At 69.7% G+C, this 20,836-nt stretch carries 17 protein-coding genes; 7 read left to right on the plus strand and 10 right to left on the minus strand.

Annotated features, from left to right (window positions below; all coding sequences use genetic code 11):
- Positions 1-61: 61 nt before the first annotated feature.
- From J2851_RS14825 to tssB, 7 genes are read right to left on the minus strand one after another with little or no spacing between them, the layout of a single operon-like run.
- Positions 62-535 (minus strand): hypothetical protein, encoded by a 474-nt coding sequence (locus tag J2851_RS14825; protein ID WP_209767090.1) that lies wholly within the window; start codon positions 533-535, stop codon positions 62-64.
- Positions 522-1,589 (minus strand): type VI secretion system baseplate subunit TssG, encoded by a 1,068-nt coding sequence (tssG, locus tag J2851_RS14830; RefSeq protein WP_209767092.1) that lies wholly within the window; start codon positions 1,587-1,589, stop codon positions 522-524. Before tssG ends, J2851_RS14825 begins: the two co-directional genes overlap by 14 nt.
- Positions 1,553-3,364 (minus strand): type VI secretion system baseplate subunit TssF, encoded by a 1,812-nt coding sequence (gene tssF, locus J2851_RS14835; protein WP_209767094.1) that lies wholly within the window; start codon positions 3,362-3,364, stop codon positions 1,553-1,555. Before tssF ends, tssG begins: the two co-directional genes overlap by 37 nt.
- On the minus strand, positions 3,361-3,876 hold the full coding sequence (tssE, locus tag J2851_RS14840) for a type VI secretion system baseplate subunit TssE (protein WP_209767095.1): 516 nt from the start codon (positions 3,874-3,876) through the stop codon (positions 3,361-3,363). The genes tssF and tssE overlap by 4 nt, the downstream gene beginning before the upstream one ends.
- Positions 3,877-3,902: 26 nt before the next feature.
- A complete protein-coding gene (gene tssC / locus J2851_RS14845; protein WP_209767097.1) occupies positions 3,903-5,279 on the minus strand; it encodes a type VI secretion system contractile sheath large subunit in 1,377 nt (458 codons plus the stop codon).
- A 3-nt stretch (positions 5,280-5,282) separates the two neighbouring features.
- A complete protein-coding gene (tssC, locus tag J2851_RS14850; RefSeq protein WP_209767099.1) occupies positions 5,283-6,788 on the minus strand; it encodes a type VI secretion system contractile sheath large subunit in 1,506 nt (501 codons plus the stop codon).
- Positions 6,785-7,318, minus strand: coding sequence for a type VI secretion system contractile sheath small subunit (gene tssB / locus J2851_RS14855; RefSeq protein ID WP_209767101.1), 534 nt, complete (start codon positions 7,316-7,318; stop codon positions 6,785-6,787). The genes tssC (J2851_RS14850) and tssB overlap by 4 nt, the downstream gene beginning before the upstream one ends.
- 320 nt (positions 7,319-7,638) lie before the next feature.
- Here tssB and J2851_RS14860 point away from each other — a divergent pair, with 320 nt between their 5' ends.
- From J2851_RS14860 to J2851_RS14890, 7 genes are read left to right on the plus strand one after another with little or no spacing between them, the layout of a single operon-like run.
- On the plus strand, positions 7,639-8,256 hold the full coding sequence (locus J2851_RS14860) for a DUF6931 family protein (RefSeq protein WP_209767103.1): 618 nt from the start codon (positions 7,639-7,641) through the stop codon (positions 8,254-8,256).
- Positions 8,253-9,512 (plus strand): type VI secretion system-associated FHA domain protein TagH, encoded by a 1,260-nt coding sequence (gene tagH, locus J2851_RS14865; RefSeq protein WP_209767104.1) that lies wholly within the window; start codon positions 8,253-8,255, stop codon positions 9,510-9,512. Before J2851_RS14860 ends, tagH begins: the two co-directional genes overlap by 4 nt.
- Positions 9,513-9,558: 46 nt before the next feature.
- Positions 9,559-10,893 carry a type VI secretion system baseplate subunit TssK gene (gene tssK / locus J2851_RS14870; protein WP_209767106.1) on the plus strand — a complete coding sequence of 445 codons (1,335 nt, stop codon included), beginning with the start codon at positions 9,559-9,561 and terminating at the stop codon, positions 10,891-10,893.
- A 6-nt stretch (positions 10,894-10,899) separates the two neighbouring features.
- Complete coding sequence (gene icmH, locus J2851_RS14875; RefSeq protein ID WP_209767108.1) at positions 10,900-12,453, plus strand: type IVB secretion system protein IcmH/DotU; 1,554 nt, start codon at positions 10,900-10,902, stop codon at positions 12,451-12,453.
- 58 nt (positions 12,454-12,511) lie between these two features.
- A complete protein-coding gene (gene tssM / locus J2851_RS14880) occupies positions 12,512-16,072 on the plus strand; it encodes a type VI secretion system membrane subunit TssM (protein ID WP_209767110.1) in 3,561 nt (1,186 codons plus the stop codon).
- Positions 16,054-17,298, plus strand: a complete 1,245-nt coding sequence (gene tagF, locus J2851_RS14885; protein ID WP_209767112.1) for a type VI secretion system-associated protein TagF — start codon at positions 16,054-16,056, stop codon at positions 17,296-17,298. The genes tssM and tagF overlap by 19 nt, the downstream gene beginning before the upstream one ends.
- Positions 17,295-17,597: a PAAR domain-containing protein gene (locus J2851_RS14890; RefSeq protein ID WP_209767114.1), complete on the plus strand. Its 303-nt coding sequence runs from the start codon at positions 17,295-17,297 to the stop codon at positions 17,595-17,597. The genes tagF and J2851_RS14890 overlap by 4 nt, the downstream gene beginning before the upstream one ends.
- 130 nt (positions 17,598-17,727) lie before the next feature.
- Here J2851_RS14890 and J2851_RS14895 read toward each other — a convergent pair whose 3' ends face one another.
- From J2851_RS14895 to J2851_RS14905, 3 genes are all read right to left on the minus strand, one after another.
- Positions 17,728-18,504 carry a succinate dehydrogenase iron-sulfur subunit gene (locus tag J2851_RS14895; RefSeq protein ID WP_209767116.1) on the minus strand — a complete coding sequence of 259 codons (777 nt, stop codon included), beginning with the start codon at positions 18,502-18,504 and terminating at the stop codon, positions 17,728-17,730.
- A 364-nt stretch (positions 18,505-18,868) separates the two neighbouring features.
- Positions 18,869-19,774, minus strand: a complete 906-nt coding sequence (locus J2851_RS14900; RefSeq protein ID WP_209767118.1) for an alpha/beta hydrolase — start codon at positions 19,772-19,774, stop codon at positions 18,869-18,871.
- On the minus strand, positions 19,761-20,786 hold the full coding sequence (locus J2851_RS14905) for an ABC transporter substrate-binding protein (RefSeq protein ID WP_209767120.1): 1,026 nt from the start codon (positions 20,784-20,786) through the stop codon (positions 19,761-19,763). The genes J2851_RS14900 and J2851_RS14905 overlap by 14 nt, the downstream gene beginning before the upstream one ends.
- Positions 20,787-20,836 lie beyond the last annotated feature (50 nt).

A 20,836-nucleotide genomic window follows, 5' to 3' on the forward strand; every position in this document is an offset into this window, starting at 1 on the left:
ACTATCTGCATCTCGCCTACTGATAACCCATTTACTTTGATAGCTTCTAGCGTTTGCAAACTCAGCCATTCGACAACAACGAGCGTCGTGGAAGCTTGGAATAGGGGTAGGAAAACACTTGCCCTGGGAGCACCGTTGCTATGTGACGCGCCCGCATGGGGGTTTCACGTTTTAGCTCCCATTGAGGAGCGCCCAGGCCTGGCGGATACATCGGATCCGGCTCCATAACATCCGTCGATATTCCCGCTGGGCATTGGGAATACCCTCTTATATCGAACTGATGGAGATTCGGCAATCCGACAATTTCGTAAATGTCCATACCATCCTTTAATTTTGAATCCTGTGCAAATCCAACGATTTTCTCGACCTCACCCGGAGTCCGGCCCACGACGTACTTTATTGTCGTGACGTAACCAGCTACCGTTCCAAAGAACGGCGATCCGCGTGGAACAACCTTAACAAGCGCATCACCACCTCCCTTGGCCCAAACGGCCTGAGCGATCTCCTTCTTTTTCTTTAGGTCATCCCACACCATTGCTGTTCTCCATCGCAGTATCTTTTTCCATCACAACCGCATCCCCCGCATCCACTTCGAACTCCCCGCCCTTCAGCCACGTGTTCCACCCCAGGCGTGGCTGAAAGGCGCCGGCTTCCGCCAGCCGGCATTCCGGCACCTCCTCGCGCTTCAGCACCAACTGCACGTCGAAGTCCAGCGCCTCGCCCACCTGGAAGCGCGTCAGCGCCGCCACGCGCTCCAGCCGCGTGCCGCCGGGCAGCAGCGGGTCGAAATCCTGGTACGACACCGGCCCGATCACCACGCGGAAGCGGCTCTGCACGTCCCAGGCGCGTTCGCCGGCCATCGCGTCCACGCCCAGAGTGCAGAAGGCCCCGCCCAAGCGGGACTGCTCCGCCTCCGGCAAAGCCAGCCACGCGCCCTGGAACTGCTCGATCCGCACGGGAAGGCCGAGGTCGCCGGACAGCATCGCTTCCAGGGCGGCGGCGGAGGCGCGGCGTTGCGACAGGTGGCCGGCGTAATGCACCAGGGTCGGCGCCAGCGGAGGCGCCATGCCCTGCACGCCGGCCAGGGCTTGCAGGACGGCGGTGATCGGGTCGGGCTCCTCCGCCGTGGCGGCGCGCTCCACCGACAGGCCGAGGTGGTACTTGCCGGCGGCGCGCGCGAACAGCGACAGGATCCGGTGGTGGAAGATGTCCAGGAAGTCGGCCAGCGCCGGGTTGTGCGAGCGCCGGCATTCGTGGACGAAGGCCGTGTAGTGCTGTGGCAGGACGCCGAGCGGTCCGGTCAGGCCCAGCACCGACACGGCCATAACGGGCACGGCCATGTCCGCGCCGTCTCCGCGCAGGTCCACGCGCGGCACCTCTGCGGCGGGGTAGGCCATGGTGTCGAGGCTGCGGAAGCGGACCGCGTCCTCCCCGCGCGGGTGGTTGCCGCCCACGGGCTGGCGGTCGTACCCGGCGGCGCGCGCCGCCGCTTCCAAGAGGCGCACGGCCTGGACGAAATCGAAGCGCCAGGGCTCCGCCGCCAGTTCGTCGGTTACAGGAGAATCCGCTCGCCCGCGCGCGCCGGCCATTGCTTCAGCACTCCCCCATGATCCTTCGCGCGCAGGGTCAGGCGCGTGAAGCTGTTGATCGCCGCGTGCAGCGCGAGGAACCGTTCCAGCACCGCCGCGAACAGCAGCATGGACGTCCCCGAATAGCGCGCCGGGTCCAGGTCCAGCGACAGGTCCACGCCCCGGCACAGCGCCAGCACGCCCCCCTGCGGCGCCCGCGCCGCGGCGGGTCGGGCGCCGAGCCCCACGATGCCGTCGATGATGGCGGCGGTCTCCGGCGTGCGGCGCAGGTCGTACAGCGCCAGGATCTCCCGCAGATGCTCCGCCGCCCCCTCGCCCGTCAGCGACAGGTGATTGAGGCTGAGGTGCGAGATCAGCCGCCAGCGGTTCTGCCCCAGGTCCGACGGGCGCAGGGTGCGGGACGGCGGTGTCAGGCATTCGATGCTGTCCACCGCGGCCATGCCCTGGACGGGCGTCAGGTACGGATGCCCGCCGCCGAAGGGCAGCTTGGCCGGCAGATCGCGGTTCAGGCAGGTCAGGTCCAGCGACAGCACGTGCCCGGCCGGTGCCGCGGGGTCGAAACCCAGGTCCACCAGCGACACGTACAGCTCGCTGCCGGGATTCGCCGGCCCGGCCGCACGGCGCGCCGCATGCCAGAAGCGCCCATCGGACGCACCGGCATGGCGGGTCCCGTAGAAGGGCAGGAACTCCGTGCGCTTGCCGTCCGGGGCGGCGGCGGTGACGCGGTCGATGCCGTAGACCTCCATCCCCCTCGGCCGGCGCGCGTCGGGCACGACGCGGTATTCGGTCTGCCGGTGGGTCAGCGGGATCGGCTCCGCCTTCTGGGTGAACAGGTTGATCACCGGCGTGCAGCCGAGCGCGAAGTTCTCCACGCTGACCGCCCGTTCCAGCTCCGGCCGCGCCTTGTCCAGATAGAGGAAGACCGACAGCGTGGTCCCCTTCGCCCGCCGCGCGCGCTCGGCCAGCCCGGCCAGGTCGAAGAACTGGAAGCTTTCCGGATAGGCGAAATACTTGGTCAGCAGGCGATAGCCGGGCACCGTGCGCGGGTCGGCCGGCAGCATGGCCTCCTCCGGTTCGAAGCCCACGGGGCGCACCGCCTCCGGACCCAGGATGACCGGCGCCGGGTCGCCCGCATCCTCCGCCACGGCGACGGAGAGGACATGGCCGGCCAGCAGGTCGTACAGCGGAAACACCCGCTCCGGCGCGCCGCGCAGGAACAGGCGCAGGCTGTCGGGCACCAGGGACGAGAAGGGCATCTCCGGCATCAGCGTGCGGAAGGTCAGCCGCAGCACCGACGCCGCCCCGCGCGCCCGGGGGTTCTCCGGGGCCGCGATCGGCCGGCCGGCAAGCACCGCGGATTCCAGCGCCACCGGCCACAACGTCACCGGGTAGCAGGTGCGGAAGGCGCAGACCTCGCCCTCCACCGCCTCGCTGTTCAGCGCGCTGCCGGCCGGCAGGACGGCGGGCTCGGTCAGGTCCGGCACGCTGGCGAAGCGCACCACGGCGGCCGAGGGGAGCGGTGCCAGGTAGTGCGGGTAGAGCACGCCCAACAGCGCCTCGGTCAGCTGCGGGAAGTCGTCGTCCAGCTTCAGGCGGACCCGTGCAGCGAGGTAGGCGAAGGCCTCCATCAGACGGGCGACGTGCGGGTCTTCCACCGCGTCGCCGGTCAGGCGCAGCCGGCCGGCCTGGACGGGATGCGCCTGGGCGAATTCCGCCGCGGAACGCCGCAGATGGACGAGTTCCTGGTTGTAATAGGCGATCAGGTCGTCGCTCATGCGCCTTTCCCGGTCTGGTTCCGGCCGGCCTGGTTCCGGCCGATCTGGTGCCGGCGCGTGGCGGGGTCGAACACGGAGTCGAGCACCAGCGGCTCCGGCGTCGGCTCCGCATACACCAGCGCGTTGATGCGGAATCGCAGGGTCGGATCCAGCGGGTCGGTCTTCGACAGCAGTTCCACCCGCACCGAGACGTAGCGCGGCTCCATCAGCCGGATGGTCTGCTCCATGGCGCGGCAGAAGGCTTCCTGCGCCTCCGCGACCGCCAGGTCGGTGCCGCCCATGTCCGGCAGGCCGTAGGCCAGCAGCGAGGATTCCAGCTCCTCGAACTCCGGCGGCCAGCCGAGGCAGCGGCGGCGCGCGTTCAGCAGGGCTTCCAGGTCGCGGCTGAGGCTGGCGCGCAATTCGCGGATGCTCTGCCCGCGCGCCTTGGGGTCGGGAAGGCCGGGCTTGGGCGCCGGTTCCAGAAGCCGGTCGAGCAGGGAGGGCAGCAGCCCACGGTCGACGATGCTCATGACGCCTCCATCAGGATCCGCTCCTCTCACGACCCGGCCCGCGCAGCGACGCGGGTGGTCAGGCGGAAGCTCGCCACCGCCTGTTCGAACTGGAAATGCGGTTGCAGGTGGATGATGCATTCGAAATGGCCGGGGCGGCCTGGCGGCTCGACGACCTGGACGCGCCCGTCGCGCAGCGGGTAGCGCGCCTTCATCTCCACCGACGCGTCGTCGTTGCCCATGATGTAAGTGCGCAGCCAGTCCTCGATCCACGCCTGGCACTGTTCCGGGGTGGAGACGCTGCCGACGCGGTCCCGCGCCAGCACCTTGATGTAATGGGCGAAGCGGCTGACGCAGAGCATCGCCGACAGCAGGGCCGAAAGCCGGGCGTTCGCCCCCGCCGCATCCGTCGTGTGGGCGGCCGGCTGCTGCACAGACTGGCAGCTGTTGAACACGCAATAGGGCGTCTCGCGCGCCCGCACCAGCGGCAGCAGCCCCTGTTCGCTGAGCGCCCGTTCCTGCCGCTCCGTCAGCCCGATCTCCAGCGGCGCCCGCACCGCCACGCCCCAGCGGTCCGTCGCGAAGTCGGCGCGCGGCAGGTGGGTGACCAGCCCGCCGGCCAGTTCGTCCAGCCGAGCCCCGCGGATGTCCGCGAGCCAGCCATGGTTGGCGAAGGCGCGCAGCACGACCGCCCCGAAGGCGAAGGCCGCGTTGCCCCACAGCAGCTCCCGCCCGGCCGGCGCCTCCGTGTGTTCGCGGAATCGGAAACCGTCGCAGCGCGTGCCATCGTCGGCGTAGGGCGCCCGCACCAGCACGCGCGGCAGGGCGAGGCCGAGGAAGCGCGCGTCTTCCTGCGCCTGGAGCCGGGCGAAGCGCGTGTGCTCCGCCCCCTGGAAGACGAAGGACAGGTCCGTGGTGGGGGTCAGGTCGGAGAAGCGCTCCACCCCCAGCATGGCCGGCGCGCAGCCCAGCACCATGGGCGCGAAGGCCGCCGCGGCGATGGCCGCCAGACCGCCCAGCGCCGCCACGTCGTCGCTGGCATGGCCGGGGCCGAGCCGGTGCTGCACCTCGTAATCGGCGATCAGCAGACCGTAGGGCTCGCCACCCGGCGTGCCGAACTCGTCCGAATAAATGCGGGCGAACAGCACGCTCTGGTCGAAGTCGGCCGCCCGCTCCAGGTCGCGGCAGACCTCCGTCCAGGAGACGGGGAGGACGCGGATCTTGGCGGCCTCCACCTCCGCCGCAGCCTGCACCAGCCGATGCAGGCTGCGCCACCCGGCTTCCATCCTTTGGAAGCGCGGGTGGTGCAGGATGGCGTTGACCTGCTCCGTCAGCGCCTGGTCGATGGCCGCGATCAGCCGGTCCACCTCGGCGCGGAGGCGATCCCGGTCGCCGGCCTCCAGGCCGCCGCAGGCACCGTCCATGCGCTACGACCGTTTCGGCACGCGGGCGACCAGACGCATGGAGGCGTTCAGCTCCTCCATCTGCAACCACGGCCGCAGCCACGCCACCGCGTTGTAGGAGCCGGGCTTTCCGGGGATCTCCTTCACTTCCACCCGCGCGTCGCGCAGCGGGTATTTGGCCCGCATCTCGGGACTGGAGTCCGGGTTGGCGTTGACGTAGTTCATGATCCAGCGGTTCAGCCAGTCCTCGCAGTCGCTGGCCTCCATGAAGGACCCGATCTTGTCCCGCGCCATCACCTTCAGGTAATGGGCGAAGCGCGAGGTCGCCATGACGTAGGGCAGCCGGGCGGAGATGGCGGCGTTGGCGGTCGCCTCCGGCCGGTCGTACTGCCTGGGCTTCTGGGCGGTCTGCCCACCGAAGAAGACGGCGTATTCGGTGTTCTTGTAGTGGCACAGCGGCAGGAAGCCCAGCTTGGACAGTTCCGCCTCGCGCCGGTCGGTGATGGCGATCTCGGTCGGGCACTTCATGTCCCGGTCGCCTTCGTCGGTCACGAACTGGTGCACGGGCAGCCCGTCCACCCGCCCGCCGTTCTCCGCCCCGCGGATGGCGGTGCAGAAGCCCGTCTTGGCGAAGGCGTCGGTCAGTTTGGTCCCCAGCACATAGGCCGTGTTCATCCAGCAATAGTTGCCGTGATCCATCGGCTGCGGCTGGCCCGCGGCGTCGCCGGGCGCCTCCTCGTACTTGAACTCCTCCACCGGCCGAGTCTCCGCGCCGTAGGGCAGGCGCGCCAGCACGCGCGGCATGGTCAGCACGACGAAGCGCGAGTCCTCCGATTCCCGGAAGGCCTTCCATTTCGCGTATTCGACCGTGTCGAAGATCTTGGCGAGGTCGCGCGGCTTGGCGAGGTCGCGGTAATCCTCGAACCCGAACAGCTTCGGGCTTGCGGCCGTCACGAAGGGCGCGAAGGACGCCGCCGCCACGTTGGACATGGAGGACAGAAGCTGGATGTCCTCCGGATGGTTGGTGAACTCGTAGTCGCCGATCAGCGCGCCGTAGGGCTGCCCGCCGGACATGCCGAACTCGTTCTCGTAGAGCTTCTTGAAGGTGGTGCTCTGGTCGAATTCGACGGCGCGGTCCAGATCCTTGAACAGCTCGCGCTTGGTGATGTGCATCACGCGGATTTTCAGCGACGTGCCCGTCTCGCTGTTCTTCACCAGATGGTTCAGGCCGCGCCAGCTTCCCTCCAGCTTCAGGAAGTCCGGATGGTGCATGATGGCGGCGAGCTGCTGCGAGATCTTGGCGTCGATGGCGTCGATGGCCTTGTTCAGCGTGACCGTCAGGTTGCGGTCGTAGACGACGGTGCCCTTCAGCGCCTCTTCCGTCAGGGTGGACAGAAGCGCCTGCGTCCGGTCGGGCTCGGTCTGCCGCGTCGCCTGGATCGCCTGGTCGAGCAGGCTGGGCATCGCGGGGGCGGTCGTGGGAACGGGCGCGCCGCCGGGCTCCGCGCCGGCTTGGGTCAGGTCGGTCATCGACGGTCTCCTTCTCCGTCTGCCTGTCGGTCACCGCCGCCCATGCCCAGTTCGCCGGACAGACGGCGCAGTTCGGCACTGTCCTGGAGGATGTGGTCGAGCAGCTCCTCCAGGTTTTCCGAACGGTCGGCCTTCGACAGCAGGTCGCGCAGCCGGTTGCGCGTTTCCAGCAGCGCCTTCAGCGCCTGCACCTGTTCGACGATGCGGGCCGGTTCGAAATCCTCCATCGAGCGGAAGTTCAGCTCGACCGCCACCTCGCTTCCGTCTTCCCGCAGGGTGTTGGGCACGCGCATCTTCAGGCCGGGCGTCATCGCCGCCATGACCTTGTCGAAGCTGTCGCGGTCGATCTCGGAGAAGCGCCGTTCGCTGAGCGGCTTGGGCGGCTGCGCCGGGTTTCCGGAAAAGTCGCCCATGACGCCGATGACGAAGGGCAGTTCGCGCTCGACCTCCGCCCCTTCCGTCTCGACCTGGTAGCTGATGTGAACGCGCGGCTTGCGGACGCGCGAAAGCTTGTCGTGAACGCTGTCCATGATTCCTCCCAGGAGAGTTCATCCGAATGGACGGCCGGATCAGGTTCGATCCACGGTGCCGCCGCGTCCGCGCCTTTACTGAGAAATTTCGCCTCATTGTTTACTGATAAACCATACGTTCACAAACATTCAAAATGACCGCCAATTGTGTCTTCGATAATCGGCCCGTCAAAGTGCGTCTAAGGGGTAATCAGCACTATCGAGTTACTGGCACGTCCGCGGCTTAACACCGTCTGGCAATAGAAACGCCGGTTTCGTTCGGGAATACTGCTACCTGTCGATCGCCAGGGCAGAAAAAGTGAGCAGGAACAGGCATGGGGATGACCGCCGCGCTCCTCAGGAAGATCCGTCATCGACACGCCCGTGAGGTGGCGGATCTCTGCACGCTTGACGATGCGGCCCGGCTTCTGCTTGCCCCGGAGCTGTCCCCGGCCGACTATCTCGCGGCCCTGATCGGCGCCGGCCAGCGCGCCGACGCGGTGCGGGTCCTGGCCCACGCCCTGCCGCCGCGCGAGGCGGTCTGGTGGGCCTGCGTCTGCATCAAGGCCACCCTGCCCTCCGACGCGCCCGAACCGGTCCTGTCGGCCCTGGAGGCCGCCCGCGCGTGGGTGTTCCAGCCCAGCGACGCCAACCGCCGCGCCGCCTACGCCAGCGCCCAGGCGACCGACTTCCAGCACGCGGCCAGCTGGGCCGCCGTCGGGGCCTTCTGGTCCGGCGGCAGCATGGCCCCCGCCGGCGCGCCCGACGTTCCGGTCCCGGATGGGCTGGCGGGGAAGGCCGTCGCCGCGGCGGTGATCCTCGCGGCGGTGAACCGGCAGCCCGAACGGGGAGACCAACGGCTGGCGGCCTTTCTGGACAGTGGCCTGGACATCGCGGCGGGGGGCAACGGCCGCATGGCCGAGGACCTGAGCGGCGCCGGGGAAGGAGGCGCCCGATGACGCTGTCCCGCCTCACGCTCCAGGTCGTCAGCCGACAGTCGGCCGACATGGAATGCCCGTCGGCGCAGCCGGACGGCTTGCCCTTCACGATCGGGCGCAAGCCCGGCAACTCGTGGGTGCTCCCCGATCCGGACCGCCATGTCTCGAAATGCCATTGCATCGTCGAACGCGACGGGCCCGACTGGATCCTGACCGACACCAGCACCAACGGGGTCTACATCAACAACGGGTCGAAGCCCCTGGGCAACCGCAACAGTGCGGTGCTTCAGGATGGCGACCTGCTGCGCCTCGGCACCTACGACGTCGTGGTCAGCATCACGGCGATCCCCGCGGCCATCCCGGCACAGCCGCCGGCCATACCCCCGCAGCCGGATCCCTTCGAAGACGCGCTTCCCTTCGGCGGCGGCGCCCCGGTGGCGGAGCCCCCGCCCCGCTGGTCCCAGCCCGACCATGCCCCGCCGGAAACCAGCAGCTTCCGCATGCCGGATCCCGTCGCCGGCGCGGCGATGTCCGCATCGTCCTTCATTCCGCCGGATTGGGATATGGACGAGGACGCCGCGCGGCCACCCCCGCCCGCCGCACCCGCCGTGGAACCGCCCCGGCCGGCACCCCCGATCCCCGGCCAGGTTCCGCCGGCCCTGCCGGGGGGCGCGCCGGGCGCGGAGGGCGATCCGCTGTGGACGGCCTTCCTGGACGGGCTGGGCCTGGACCTCGGCCCCATGAGCCCGGCGGAGCGCGCCGCCACGATCCGCACGGTCGCCATGGTCTACCGGACGGGGGTGCTGGGCCTCATGCAGCTGTTGCGCAGCCGCGCCACGGTGAAGGCCACCTTCAACGTCGATCACACGATGATCCAGGCGGTGGACAACAATCCCCTGAAGTTCGTCCCCGACCCGGACGAGGCGCTGACCCGCATGGTGCGCCCCACCGGCCGCGGATACATGCCGCCGGACGACGCCATGCGGCAGGCGCTGGACGACCTGCGCGCGCACGAGATGGCCATGATGGCCGCCGTGCAGAAGGCGGTCACCGCGCTGGTCAAGGAGTTCGACCCCGAAGCGGTGGCGCGGGCGGCGGAGTCCGGCGGCGGGATCACCCACCTGCTGCCCGGCGCGCGCAAGGCCCAGTGCTGGGACCACTACGAGCGCCACTACAAACGCGTCCTTGCCGGGCTTGAGGAGGACCTTCTGGGGGCCTTCGGGCGGGCGTTCGGACGCGCCTATCTGACGCACACCAGGACGTCCGAGCGGCGCTGATCCCGACGCGCGCACGGGCACGAAGGAACGGAAAGGTCGCCGCCCCATGGTCTGGGACAACAAGGTCGTCTGGTCGGAGGGCATGTTCCTGCGCGCCCAGCACTTCCAGCAGTTCGACCGCTACGTCGAAACGCTGGTGGACGCGCGGACGAAGGCCCTGTGCGCCTATGGCTGGGGCGTCACGGAGCTGGACATCGACCGCGATCTGCTGGGCACCGGAAAGCTGGCGCTGCGCGGCGCCCGCGGCGTTCTGCCCGACGGAACGCCGTTCCACCTGCCCGAACAGGCGCCCCTGCCGACGCCGATCGAGCCGGCGGAGTCCGTGCGCAATTGCACCGTGTATCTCGCCCTGCCCCTGCGCTCTCCAGGGCGCGCCGACGTCGCCCTGCCGCCGCACGAACAGGCGGTCACCCGCTACGCCGCTACGCCGTTCGAGGCGACGGACGCCGTCGCCGGTTCCAACGCGATCGCACAGCTCCAGGTCGGCCAGTTGCGCCTGCGCCTGATGCTGGGAAGCGAGGACCGCTCCGGCTACGCCTGTGTCGGCGTCGCGCGCATCGTGGAGGTGCTGGCCGGCCGCGGCATCGTGCTGGACCGGCACTACATCCCGCCGAGCCTCGTCTGCGCCGCGGCGCCCCAACTGATCGGCTTCCTGGCCGAGATGCACGGGCTGATCACCCAGCGCGCGGAGGTGCTGGCCAACCGGTTGGGGCAGGCTGGCGCGGGCGGAGCTGCGGAGGTCGCCGACTTCCTGATGCTGCAGCTGTGCAACCGCTACGGCCCGTTGCTGGCCCACCACGACGCGCAGGCGCGGCTGCATCCGGAAAGCCTGTACAGCCTCTTCGTGCAAATGGCCGGGGAACTGGCCACCTTCAACGACCGGAGCCGCCGCCCCCCGAAGTTCGAGCCTTACCGTCACGACGACCTCCAGATGAGCTTCCAGCCGGTGGTCGCGGAACTGCGCCGGCTGTTGAGCGCCGTCCTGGAACAGACCGCCATCCCCATTCCGTTGCAGGACCGCCGCTACGGCATCCGCGTGGCCGCCATTCCCGACCGCAGCCTGATCGACGCGGCGAGCTTCGTCCTGGCCGTGCGGGCCGACATGCCGTCCGAGCAGCTGCGCCGCAACTTCCCCCTACAGGTGAAGATCGGCCCGGTGGAGCTGATCCGCGACCTGGTCATGAGCGCGCTGCCCGGCATCGGCACGGACCCACTGCCCGTGGCGCCGCGGCAAATCCCCTTCAACGCCGGATCGGTCTACTTCGCGCTCGACCGCGGCGGGGCGATGTGGAAGCAGCTCGGCACGTCCGGGGGGCTGGCCATCCACCTCTCCGGCGATTTCCCGCAGATCGTCATGGAACTGTGGGCCATCAGAGGATAGTGCGCGATGAACGAAGACGATCCCTTCGGCATCGAGGACGCCGACAAGACGATCTTCAACCCGGTCGGCCTCAACGCCGGCGGGGGATCGGCGCGCCGTGCCGGGGCTCCCGCGCCCCCTCCTCCACCTCCGTCGTCGGATCCCACCCTGGCCCCGCTGGCCGGCCCACAGCCGGACGCGGCCCCGCCCGCCTCGCCCGGCGGCTCACCCGGCGGCTTCCGAGGGCGGCTGCACGCCGCCGCCGAACAGGGCCGCGCTCCGGTGGCGTCGCCAACCGGTGAGGCCATTGCGCTGCCCCACACCGGCGTCAACCCGCTGGCCGCCGCGGCGGCGCCCCTTCTCGGCCTCGTTTCCCGCCTGCGCACGGCCAGCATGTCGGTGCCGATCGAACAGGTGCGGGCCCAGACCGTCGCCGCGCTCCGGGATTTCGAAGGACGCGCGACGGCGCAAGGAGCCCCGCGGGAGACGGTGCGGACGGCGCATTACGCGCTCTGCGCGACCATCGACGACATCGTGCTGAACACCCCCTGGGGCAACCGCAGCCCCTGGGCCGCCGCCAGCATGGTCAGCAGCTTCCACAACGAGGTGACCGGCGGCGAACGCTTCTACCGGCTGCTGGAGCCCCTGATGCGCCAGCCGGCGGCCAACCGCGACCTTCTGGAACTGCTGTACCTGTGCCTGGCCCTTGGGTTCGAGGGGCAATACCGCCTGTCCCCGCGCGGCCAGTCGGAGCTGGCGCGCACCCGCGACGCCGTCTACCGCTCCATCGCGGAACTGCGCGGGACCGGGGAGCGCGACCTGTCGATCCATTGGCGCGGGGTCGCGATGCCCCACCGCACAACCTCCACAGGCGTGCCCCTGTGGGTGATCGGGGTGGGTGCGGCCGCCCTGCTGCTTGCCGCGCATGTCGGCTTTTCCTTTGCGCTCAACGACCGCACCGACCGGACCCTGGCCGAACTGGTGCGGCTGCCGCCGCGCTCGCCCCCGCAGCTTAGCCGTCCGACGCTGACGCCCCAGGCCAGCGTTCCCGCGCCGCCGGCCGAGCGCCCGGCCGATCCCGCCCCGCGCCCGTCGCCGAGGATCGCCGCTCCATCACCCCCTCCCCCCTTCGCCCAGGTCCGCGGCTTCCTGGAGCCCGAGGTGCGGCAAGGGCTCGTGAGCCTGCACGACACACCGGACGGGCTGGTGATCCGCATGCGCGCGGGCACCATGTTCCGCTCCGGCAGCGCCTCGGTCGAGAAGCAGACCTACCCGCTGCTGGACCGCATCGGACAGGCGCTGGAGGGGGAGCCGGGCTTGGTGCAGGTGGTCGGCCACACCGACAACGTTCCGATCCGCACCGTCCGCTTTCCGTCCAACTGGCACCTGTCCAAGGCGCGGGCCGAGGCCGTGCGCGACCATCTCGCAAGGCTGATGTCGGACCCCGCCCGCCTGTCCGCGGACGGCAAGGCCGACCTGGAGCCCGTCGCGTCCAACAACGAGGCCGAAGGCCGCGAGGAGAATCGCCGCACGGACATCCTGGTCCGCGCCGGGAGCGCGCCGGCCATGGCGAACCGATGAACCGTGGGGTGCGGCATCGCAAAAGGTCAGGGCAAAGGGTCAGGGCAAAGGATCAGGAATGATGGGCGGCCTTTCTTCCGCGTTGCGCTCCCGATGGTTTTTCTCCTTCCTCGGGGTGGCCCTGCTGGGCGCACTCGTATGGTTCGCCGGACCGCTGATCGGCATCGGGGACGCGCGCCCGCTCGAAGACGACGCGGTGCGGCTGGCGGTCATCCTGGCGGCACTGCTCGCCTGGGCGGCGGCGCTGGCCGTCTCCATCCTGCGCAAGCGACGGCGCGCGGCGGCGATGGTCCAGGGCATCGCCGCGCTGTCTCCGGACGAGCCGGCCGCCGCCACCGCCGAGGAGATCGCCACGCTTCAGGAGCGGCTGAACGACGCGCTCGACCGGCTGCGCCGCAACGGCAAAGGCGCCGGCGCCATCTACGACCTTCCCTGGTACGTGCTGATCGGACCGCCGGGGTCCGGGAAGACGACCGCCCTGCTGAACGCCGGCCTGCGCTTTCCGCTCGCCACCGACAACGGGCCGGCGTCGGTGCGCGGGGTCGGCGGCACCCGCAACTGCGACTGGTGGTTCGCGGACGAGGCCGTCCTGCTGGACACCGCCGGCCGCTACACCACCCAGGACAGCCACGCGGAGGTCGATGCGGGCGCATGGCTCGGATTCCTCGACCTGCTGAAGCGCACCCGCCCCCGCCAGCCCGTCAACGGGGCCCTGGTCGCCATCAGTCTGGCGGAACTCGGCGCCGCCACCCCCGCGGTCCGCAACGCCCACGCCGCCGCCGTCCGCCAGCGCCTGAACCAGCTGTATGAACGGCTTGGCGTGCGCCTCCCCGTCTATGTGCTGTTCACCAAGCTCGACCTCGTCGTCGGGTTCACGGAATTCTTCGCCGATCTCGGCAAGGAGGGGCGGGAGCAGGTGTGGGGCGTCACCCTGCCCCTGGAAGAGGCGCGCCCGCTGGACCGCCTGCCCGCGGACTTCGACGCGCTGACCGAGCGCCTGCAGGCGCGTGTGCTGGAGCGCCTGAACGCCGAATCGCTTGCCGAGCGCCGCAACCTGGTCTTCGGTTTCCCGGCGCAGTTCGCGTCGCTGAAGGAACCGGTCGCGGACTTCCTGACAGCCGTCTTCCAGCCGTCCCGGTACGAGCCCAGGCTGATGCTGCGCGGCGTCTATTTCACCAGCGCGACGCAGACCGGCGCGCCCATCGACCGGCTGATGGCGGCCATGGCCGGGACCTTCGGCCTGACCGCCCCGGCCCCGGCCGGGGCGGGGCCGAGCGGGCGAAGCTTCTTCCTGACGCGCCTGCTGAGCGACGTCGTGTTCGGCGAAGCCGGCCTCGTGGGGCGCGACCCGCAGGTGGAGAGCCGGAACCGCTGGGTGCGCCGCGGCGCCTGGGCGGCGGCGGCCCTGGTGACACTGGCCGGCATCGGCGCCTCGGCCCTCAGCTACATGCGGAACACCGCCCTGGCGGAGCGCGTGGAGGCGGAGCTTGACCAGACCCGCGCGCTCCTCGGCACCTCCGACGGCGATCCGGCGGTGCTGGGCGAACAGGACCGGATCCTCGACGTGCTCGACCGGCTGCGCGGGCTCAACGACGGGCCGGAAGGCATGGCCGGGCCGACGCCCGTGACCATGCGCTTCGGCCTGCACCAGGGCGAGAAGCTGTCGCCCGCCGCGGACGAGGCGTACCACCGCGCGCTCGACCATCTGTTCTACCCGCACCTGCTGCTGCGCATGGAGTACCGGCTGCGCGGCGCCATGGACCGCCCGGACCTGCTGTATGAGGGGCTGAAGGCCTACCTGATGCTCGGCGGCATGGGCCGCAAGGACGGGCCGGCCCCCAATGCGGCGCTGGACGCGGCGCTGGTCAGGGACTGGATGATGCTCGAATGGGCCACGGCCTACCAGGGCGCGGCCAACGAGCCCGTGCGGGCACGGCTGGCGGCCCATCTCGACGCCCTCCTGGCGAAGCCCCCGATGGCCCTTCCCCTGGACATGCCGCTGGTGGAGCAGGCACGCGCCACCCTTCTGCGCGAGGCGCCGGCCGCAAGGGCCTATCGCATCATCCGCCGTGCCGCCGAGGAGAAGGCGCCCCCGGATTGGCGCGTCATCGACCACGCGGGCCCGGCCGGCGCGCAGGTCTTCGTGCGCCGGTCCGGCCAGCCGTTGACGGCGGGAACGCCCGGCCTGTTCACCCACAAGGGCTTCCACGACGCCTTCCTGCCGAACCTCGGGCGCGTGGCGGAGCGCATCGCCGGAGACGCCTGGGTGCTGGGGCCGCAGACCGCGGCCGCCGGCCGTGACGGCGTCGCGCGGATTCAGAACGAGGTGTTGACCCTCTATTACAACGAGTTCGCCCGGAATTGGGACGGGTTGCTGGCCGATCTGTCGCTGGCCCAGTTCCGCAGCATGGACGAGGCCGCGACCGTCCTGAACGCCGCCGCCGGCCCGATGTCTCCCGTCCGCACGCTGGTCCAGGCCGTGGCCCGCGAGACGGATCTCGCCACGGCGCCGCCGGCGGCGAATCCCGTCGAAACCGCGCAACAGGCCGCGGGCCAGACGCCGGCCGGGCAACGGCTCGCCGGGCTGGCGGAACAGTTCGGGCTGAAAACGGGCGGCAAGCCCGGCCAGCCGGTCAGCGACCGCTACCAGACCTTGCGCGATCTCGCCTTCGGACGCAACGGCGGGCCGGCGGGGCTGGACCAGGTGCTGGCCTCCCTCGACAGCCTCTACCAGCAGGTTAGCCGCGTGGCCGGCCTGCCGGGTCAGGGAGAGGGCGACAAGGCCGCCGCCGTGCGCCTGGGCCAGCAGCTCGCCGCCACCTCCGCAACCCTGCCGGAGCCGCTGCGGAGCTGGATCGGCGGCATGGGTCAGCAGACCTCCGCCGCGGCCCTGGGCAGCTTGCGCACGCAGATCAACACGGTCTGGCAATCCTCCGTGGTTCCCTTCTGCGAGCGCGCGGTCAAGGGACGCTACCCGCTCCAGCCCGGCAGCCGGAACGAGGCCGCGGTGGACGATTTCGCCCGTCTGTTCGCGCCGACCGGCCTGATCGACAGCTTTTTCACCGCCAACCTGAAGCCGTACGTGGACACCACGCGCCAGCCCTGGCGTTGGCAGCGCATCGGCGGCATGGACCTGGACCTGTCGGAACCGGTGCTGGAGCAGTTCCGCCGCGCCGCCACCATCCGCGAGGCCTTCTTCGCCACAGGCAGCCCCCGTCCGGACGTCAAGTTCACGCTCACCCCCCGCATCATCGATCCGAAGATCGAGACGGTGGAGATCGACCTGGAAGGGCAGCTCGTCACCTTCCAGCCCGGCGTCAACCGGGGCGTCACGGTGCAGTGGCCGATGCCCATCAGCACCAACGTCTCCGCCGTCACCTTCGTCGCCGGCAGCACCAACGGCGTCCCGAACAAGGTCCAGGCCCGCAGCGCCAGCGGGCCCTGGTCGGTCTTCCGCCTGTTCCGTGAAGCGCGGTTCGAGCCGCGCGGACCCGACCGCGCCGTCGTCACCTTCGCCGGCGGCGGCATGTCGGCCTCGTTCGAGCTGCGCGCGAGCAGCATCGTCAATCCCTTCTCGCTGCCCGACATGGAGCAGTTCCAATGTCCACCGACCCTCTGAGCGGCTTTTTCGGGAAACTGCCGGCACGCGGCGATTTCGTCGCGCGGTCCCTGCCGCCGGGCTTCCGGGACGTGTGGGACGGGTGGCTTTCACGAATCGTCGCGGAAAGCCGGCATTGGCTGGACGGGGGCCCGGAAGGGCGCTGGGGCCGCGTTTTCGCCGCCGCCCCCGTCTGGCGTTTCGCTCTGGGCCCGGATGTGGCCGGACCCCAGGCCCTGTGCGGTCTCCTGGTTCCGAGCATCGACAACGCCGGACGCGCCTTTCCTCTGACCCTGGTGACCCTGTCGGGCGACGGCGCCGGCAACGACTGGTTCGACCGCGCCGAGGCGATGCTGCTCGATGTCCTGGACCGCGGCGGAGAGCCGGAGGAGCTGGCCGCCGCCCTGGCAGCCCTGCCCGCGGCGCCGCGCATCGCGGGAGCGGGGCAGTCTTCATGGTGGGTCGGGGACCATCCGCCCACGCTCCACGCCGAGCTTCCGGACACCCAGGCCTTTGTCGCCATGCTCACCGGCGGGGCCGTTCTGTTTCCCATCCGCTCCGCCGGCGCGACCGATCCCGGAACCGTCCGGACGCTGAACGAGGACGCCATGCTCGACCGCCCGGACCTGGGTCTCTGGGCCGTTGCCGACGGGCTGGGCGGCCTGGATGCCGGGGACCAGGCGAGCCGGCTGGTGATCGACCGGCTGGGCGCCATCGGCCCCGCCACGTCGGCGCAAGCCCTCCTCCACGAGGTCGGACGCATCTTGCGTGCGGCCAATGCCGAGTTGCACGGCGCGTCCACGGCGATGGCCTGCACCCTGGTGGCCCTGCTGGTGTTCGGCCGGCATTTTGCCGCCGTCTGGGCCGGTGACAGCCGGCTCTACCGGCTGCGGGCCGGAGCGCTGGAGCAGCTCACAACGGACCACAGCGTCGTCCAGGCCATGGTCGAAGCCGGCGACCTCGAACCGTCCAGCGCCGTACATCACCCTCGGGGCAACGAGGTCACCCGCGCCGTCGGCGCGGCGGACACCCTGTTCCTGGACGTCATCCACGGCGAACTGGCACCGGGTGACCTTTTCCTTCTGTGCAGCGACGGATTGACCAAGGTCCTGCCCGACACGGACATCGGCCGGATCGCCGAAAGCCAGCCGCTCGACCGTCTTCCCGCGCAGCTGATCAGCGTCGTGCGGGAGATCGGCGCGCCCGACAACGTCACCGTCGTTGCGGTGGAGCTCGCCTCGCCATGACCAAGCCCGCCGCGCGTTGTACCGACATGCACCTGTGCCCCATGGCAACCCCGGCGGTGGTGCCGGTCCCGCATGTGGGCGGACCGATCACCGGCCCCGGCGCGGTCAACGTCCTGATCGGCGGCCTGCCCGCCGCACGCATGGGCGATCTCGCGACCTGCGTCGGCCCACCCGACACGATCGTCATGGGCAGCGCCACGGTCCTGGTCGGCGGCAGCCCACAAGCACGCATGACCGACCCAACGCTGCACGGCGGCACGATCATGGTCGGGTTTCCAACCGTGCTGGTCGGAGGCTGAGAGGGTACCGTGGATCGCCCCGAGAAGGTTGGCGCGCACCACCTCCTGCATCGCGGCCGCGTCGGTGACGTCGGCCGGCATGGCGCAAGCGGAATGCCCGATGGACGCGATACAAAGCCGCACGGCCGCGTCAGCGGCGCTGAACCATCAGCTTCTTGATCTCGGCGATGGCCTTGGCCGGGTTCAGGCCCTTCGGGCACGTCTTGGTGCAGTTCATGATGGTGTGGCAGCGGTAGAGGCGGAACGGGTCCTCCAGCATATCCAGGCGCTCGCCCGTCATCTCGTCGCGGCTGTCGACGATCCAGCGATAGGCCCACAGCAGCACCGCCGGGCCGAGGAAGCGTTCGCTGTTCCACCAGTAGCTCGGGCAGGCGGTGGAGCAGCAGAAGCACAGGATGCACTCGTAAAGCCCATTCAGCTTGGCGCGATCCTCGGGCGACTGCAGGCGCTCGCGGCTCGGCGCCGGGGACTGCGTTTGCAGCCACGGCTTGATGGAGGCGTGCTGCGCGATGACGTGCGTCAGATCGGGGACGAGGTCCTTGATCACCGGCATGTGCGGCAGCGGGTGGATCTTCACGTCGCCGCGGATGTCCTCGATGAACTTCAAGCAGGCGACGGTGTTCAGGCCGTCGATGTTCATGGCGCAGGACCCGCAGATGCCCTCCCGGCAGCTCCGCCGGAAGGTCAGGGTGCTGTCGATCTCGTTCTTGATGTGGATGAGGGCGTCGAGGACCATCGGCCCGAACTTGGCGGTGTCGACGATGTAGGTGTCCATTCGGGGATTCTGCCCGTCCTCGGGGTTCCACCGGTAAATCCGGAAGGCGCGCGCGGTTCGGGCTCCGCCCGCCGCATTGATGCGTCGACCTTCCTGGATGCGGGAATGCGCGGGGAGCCTGAACTGGACCATATGAGAGGATCTTTCTTTTCCATAATCGCGTGCGGAACGGTCGGCCAGAGTGTCGCCGTGGATCCGAATCGTAACCGCTGTCGGTCCAATGACGTGCCGCCGAAGCCGACGCGATATGGCATACGGGGTGCCTTTGCCTCGCCCCGGGAAGGGAAGCACAACGAACCTGTCCCGCCGGGACTCGATCCGCCGTTGCCGTCGCAAAAAACGGCGCCCAGGCGGGAATGCCTGAGCGCCGCTTGTCATTGATGACCGCCATGATCGTTCGTTGCGGCACTATCAGGTGCGCGCTGTTCATTCTGGCCCAGCGATTCGACGGGTGCCGGTCCTCAGGCCCGCAGCGGGCGCTGATCGCCCCTCCGGGTCACCCCGCTTCCAGGAAGTTGGCGACGGTTTCCCAGAGCAGGTGGCGCCGCAGCCCCAGGGGCGTGCAGTGGGCAAGGCCGGGAAGCACGGCGATGCGCTTGTCGCCGCCGGGCAGGCGGCGGAAGAAGGCCAGCAGGTCATCCAGCGTGGCGATGCCGTCGTGCTCGCCGCGGACGATCAGGGTCGGCGCCGCGATGCGCTCCGGATCGACGAGAGGCAGACGCGTGGTCATGTCGAGGTAGGTGCCGGTCGGGACGGAGTCGCCATAGGAAAGCTGCGCGTCGGCGCAGGCCTCGATGACGGCGGGATCGCTCGTTCCCGGCAGGTCGCGGGTGAAGATGCTGGTGATGAAGGCGCGGTCGATGGGGCGGCGGTTGTGGGTGCGGAAGAACTCCACCCCCTCGCGCCGCTTGGCGAGCGTCGGCGATCCCTCGCCCGTCCACACGAAGGCGTCGAGGACGAGGCGGGACACCGCGTCCGGCTCCGCCTGGGCAAATCCAGCCGCCCGCAGGGCGCCCGAGGACATGCCGTAGAGCAGGACGGAGGAGGCGCCGGTCTCGCGCCGGATCACCTCCATGGCCGCCGTGATGTCCGCCACCCCGCTCGCGATGTCGGAGTTGCCGTCCGTGACGGTCGAGCGGCCGTAGCCCTCGTGGTCGAGCGTCCACACGTCGTGGCCGCGGGCGGCCAGCCAGTCCATGAAGGAATAGTCCGGCTTGCCGGGGACCGTCAGGTCGAAGGTCGGCAGCGCCGACATGGACGAACCGTGGATCAGCAGAACCGGCGGTCGGGCGGCGTCAGAACCGGCGAGGCCGCGCTTGCGCCACAGGAACAGCGAGACCGCGCCCTTGCGGGCCCAATGCTCCTCGCCGCGCACGCCCTGGAAATGGTTATTGTGTTGCATGGTTCGGCAGCAACTCGTTGGTGAAGGTGGTGGCGAAGTCGACGGGCTGACCGCCGGGCTGGAGGAAGTCGTAGACCTTCTTCGCCCCTTCCATCGTCATGCGCCCGTTCTTGCTCCAGATCTGGCTGACGAGGCGGTAGGCGCGGGCGTTGGTGTCCGGATTCATGACCGGGAACTCGGCGGCCATGATGGCCGGTCCGCGCTTGGGATCGAGAAGGATGGCCTGCGCTTCGGAAAACACCGCGGCGACCTTGCGCGCCAGATCCGGCTTGTCGCGGATCGTCTCGGGCAGTGTGGCGACGGTCATGAAGATCAGGTCGGTGAAGGCGGGGACCTCGCCGTCCATGATGTTGACCATGATGTCCCCGACGCCCTCCTGCTGGACCATGGCGCCCGCGGGTTCAACCGGCAGGGCGGCGTCGATGACCTTGCCCTTCAGGGCGCCGATGTAGGAAGCCGGCTCGCTGCCGAGATAGACCAGCTCGATGTCGCCGGGAAGCGCCAGGCCGTAGCTCTTGGCGAGCACGCCCAGCATCTTCTCGCCGGAGCCTGCGGCCGACGGAACGCCGATCCGCTTGCCCTTCAGCGCCTGCACGCGTTCCGCCAGGGTCTTGCCCTTGTTCGCCTCGACCAGCGCGGTGGACGCGACGATGTTGTTGAGCGGACGGTCGGTGACGTTGAAGATCGCGACCATCTTCTGGCCACGGGCCGCCGCCGTCAGGATGTGCTCGTAGCTGAGGACGCCGAAATCGACGCCGCCGGTGGCGACTGCCTGCAAGGCCAGCGGGCCGCCGTTGACGAAGGTGATCTCCGGCTTCAATCCGTGCTTCTCGAACAGCTTCTCGCGGACCGCGACGTACAGGGGGCCGGAGAAATAGCCGTGCCCGATGTTGGCGATCCGGACCGCCTCCTGCGCCATGGCCGGCACGCTGAGCGCCAGGCCGGACCAGACGGCCAGAATGGCCAAGCCGATCGCCTTCAGGCACATCGTTTTAAGGCCCATCGCTTTCATGCTGTGGTCCTCCCTCCTGTCATTTTTTGATAGTCATCGACGGCTGCGCC

It is taken from the genome of Azospirillum rugosum, assembly GCF_017876155.1.
GTDB classification, from domain to species: Bacteria; Pseudomonadota; Alphaproteobacteria; order Azospirillales; family Azospirillaceae; genus Azospirillum; species Azospirillum rugosum.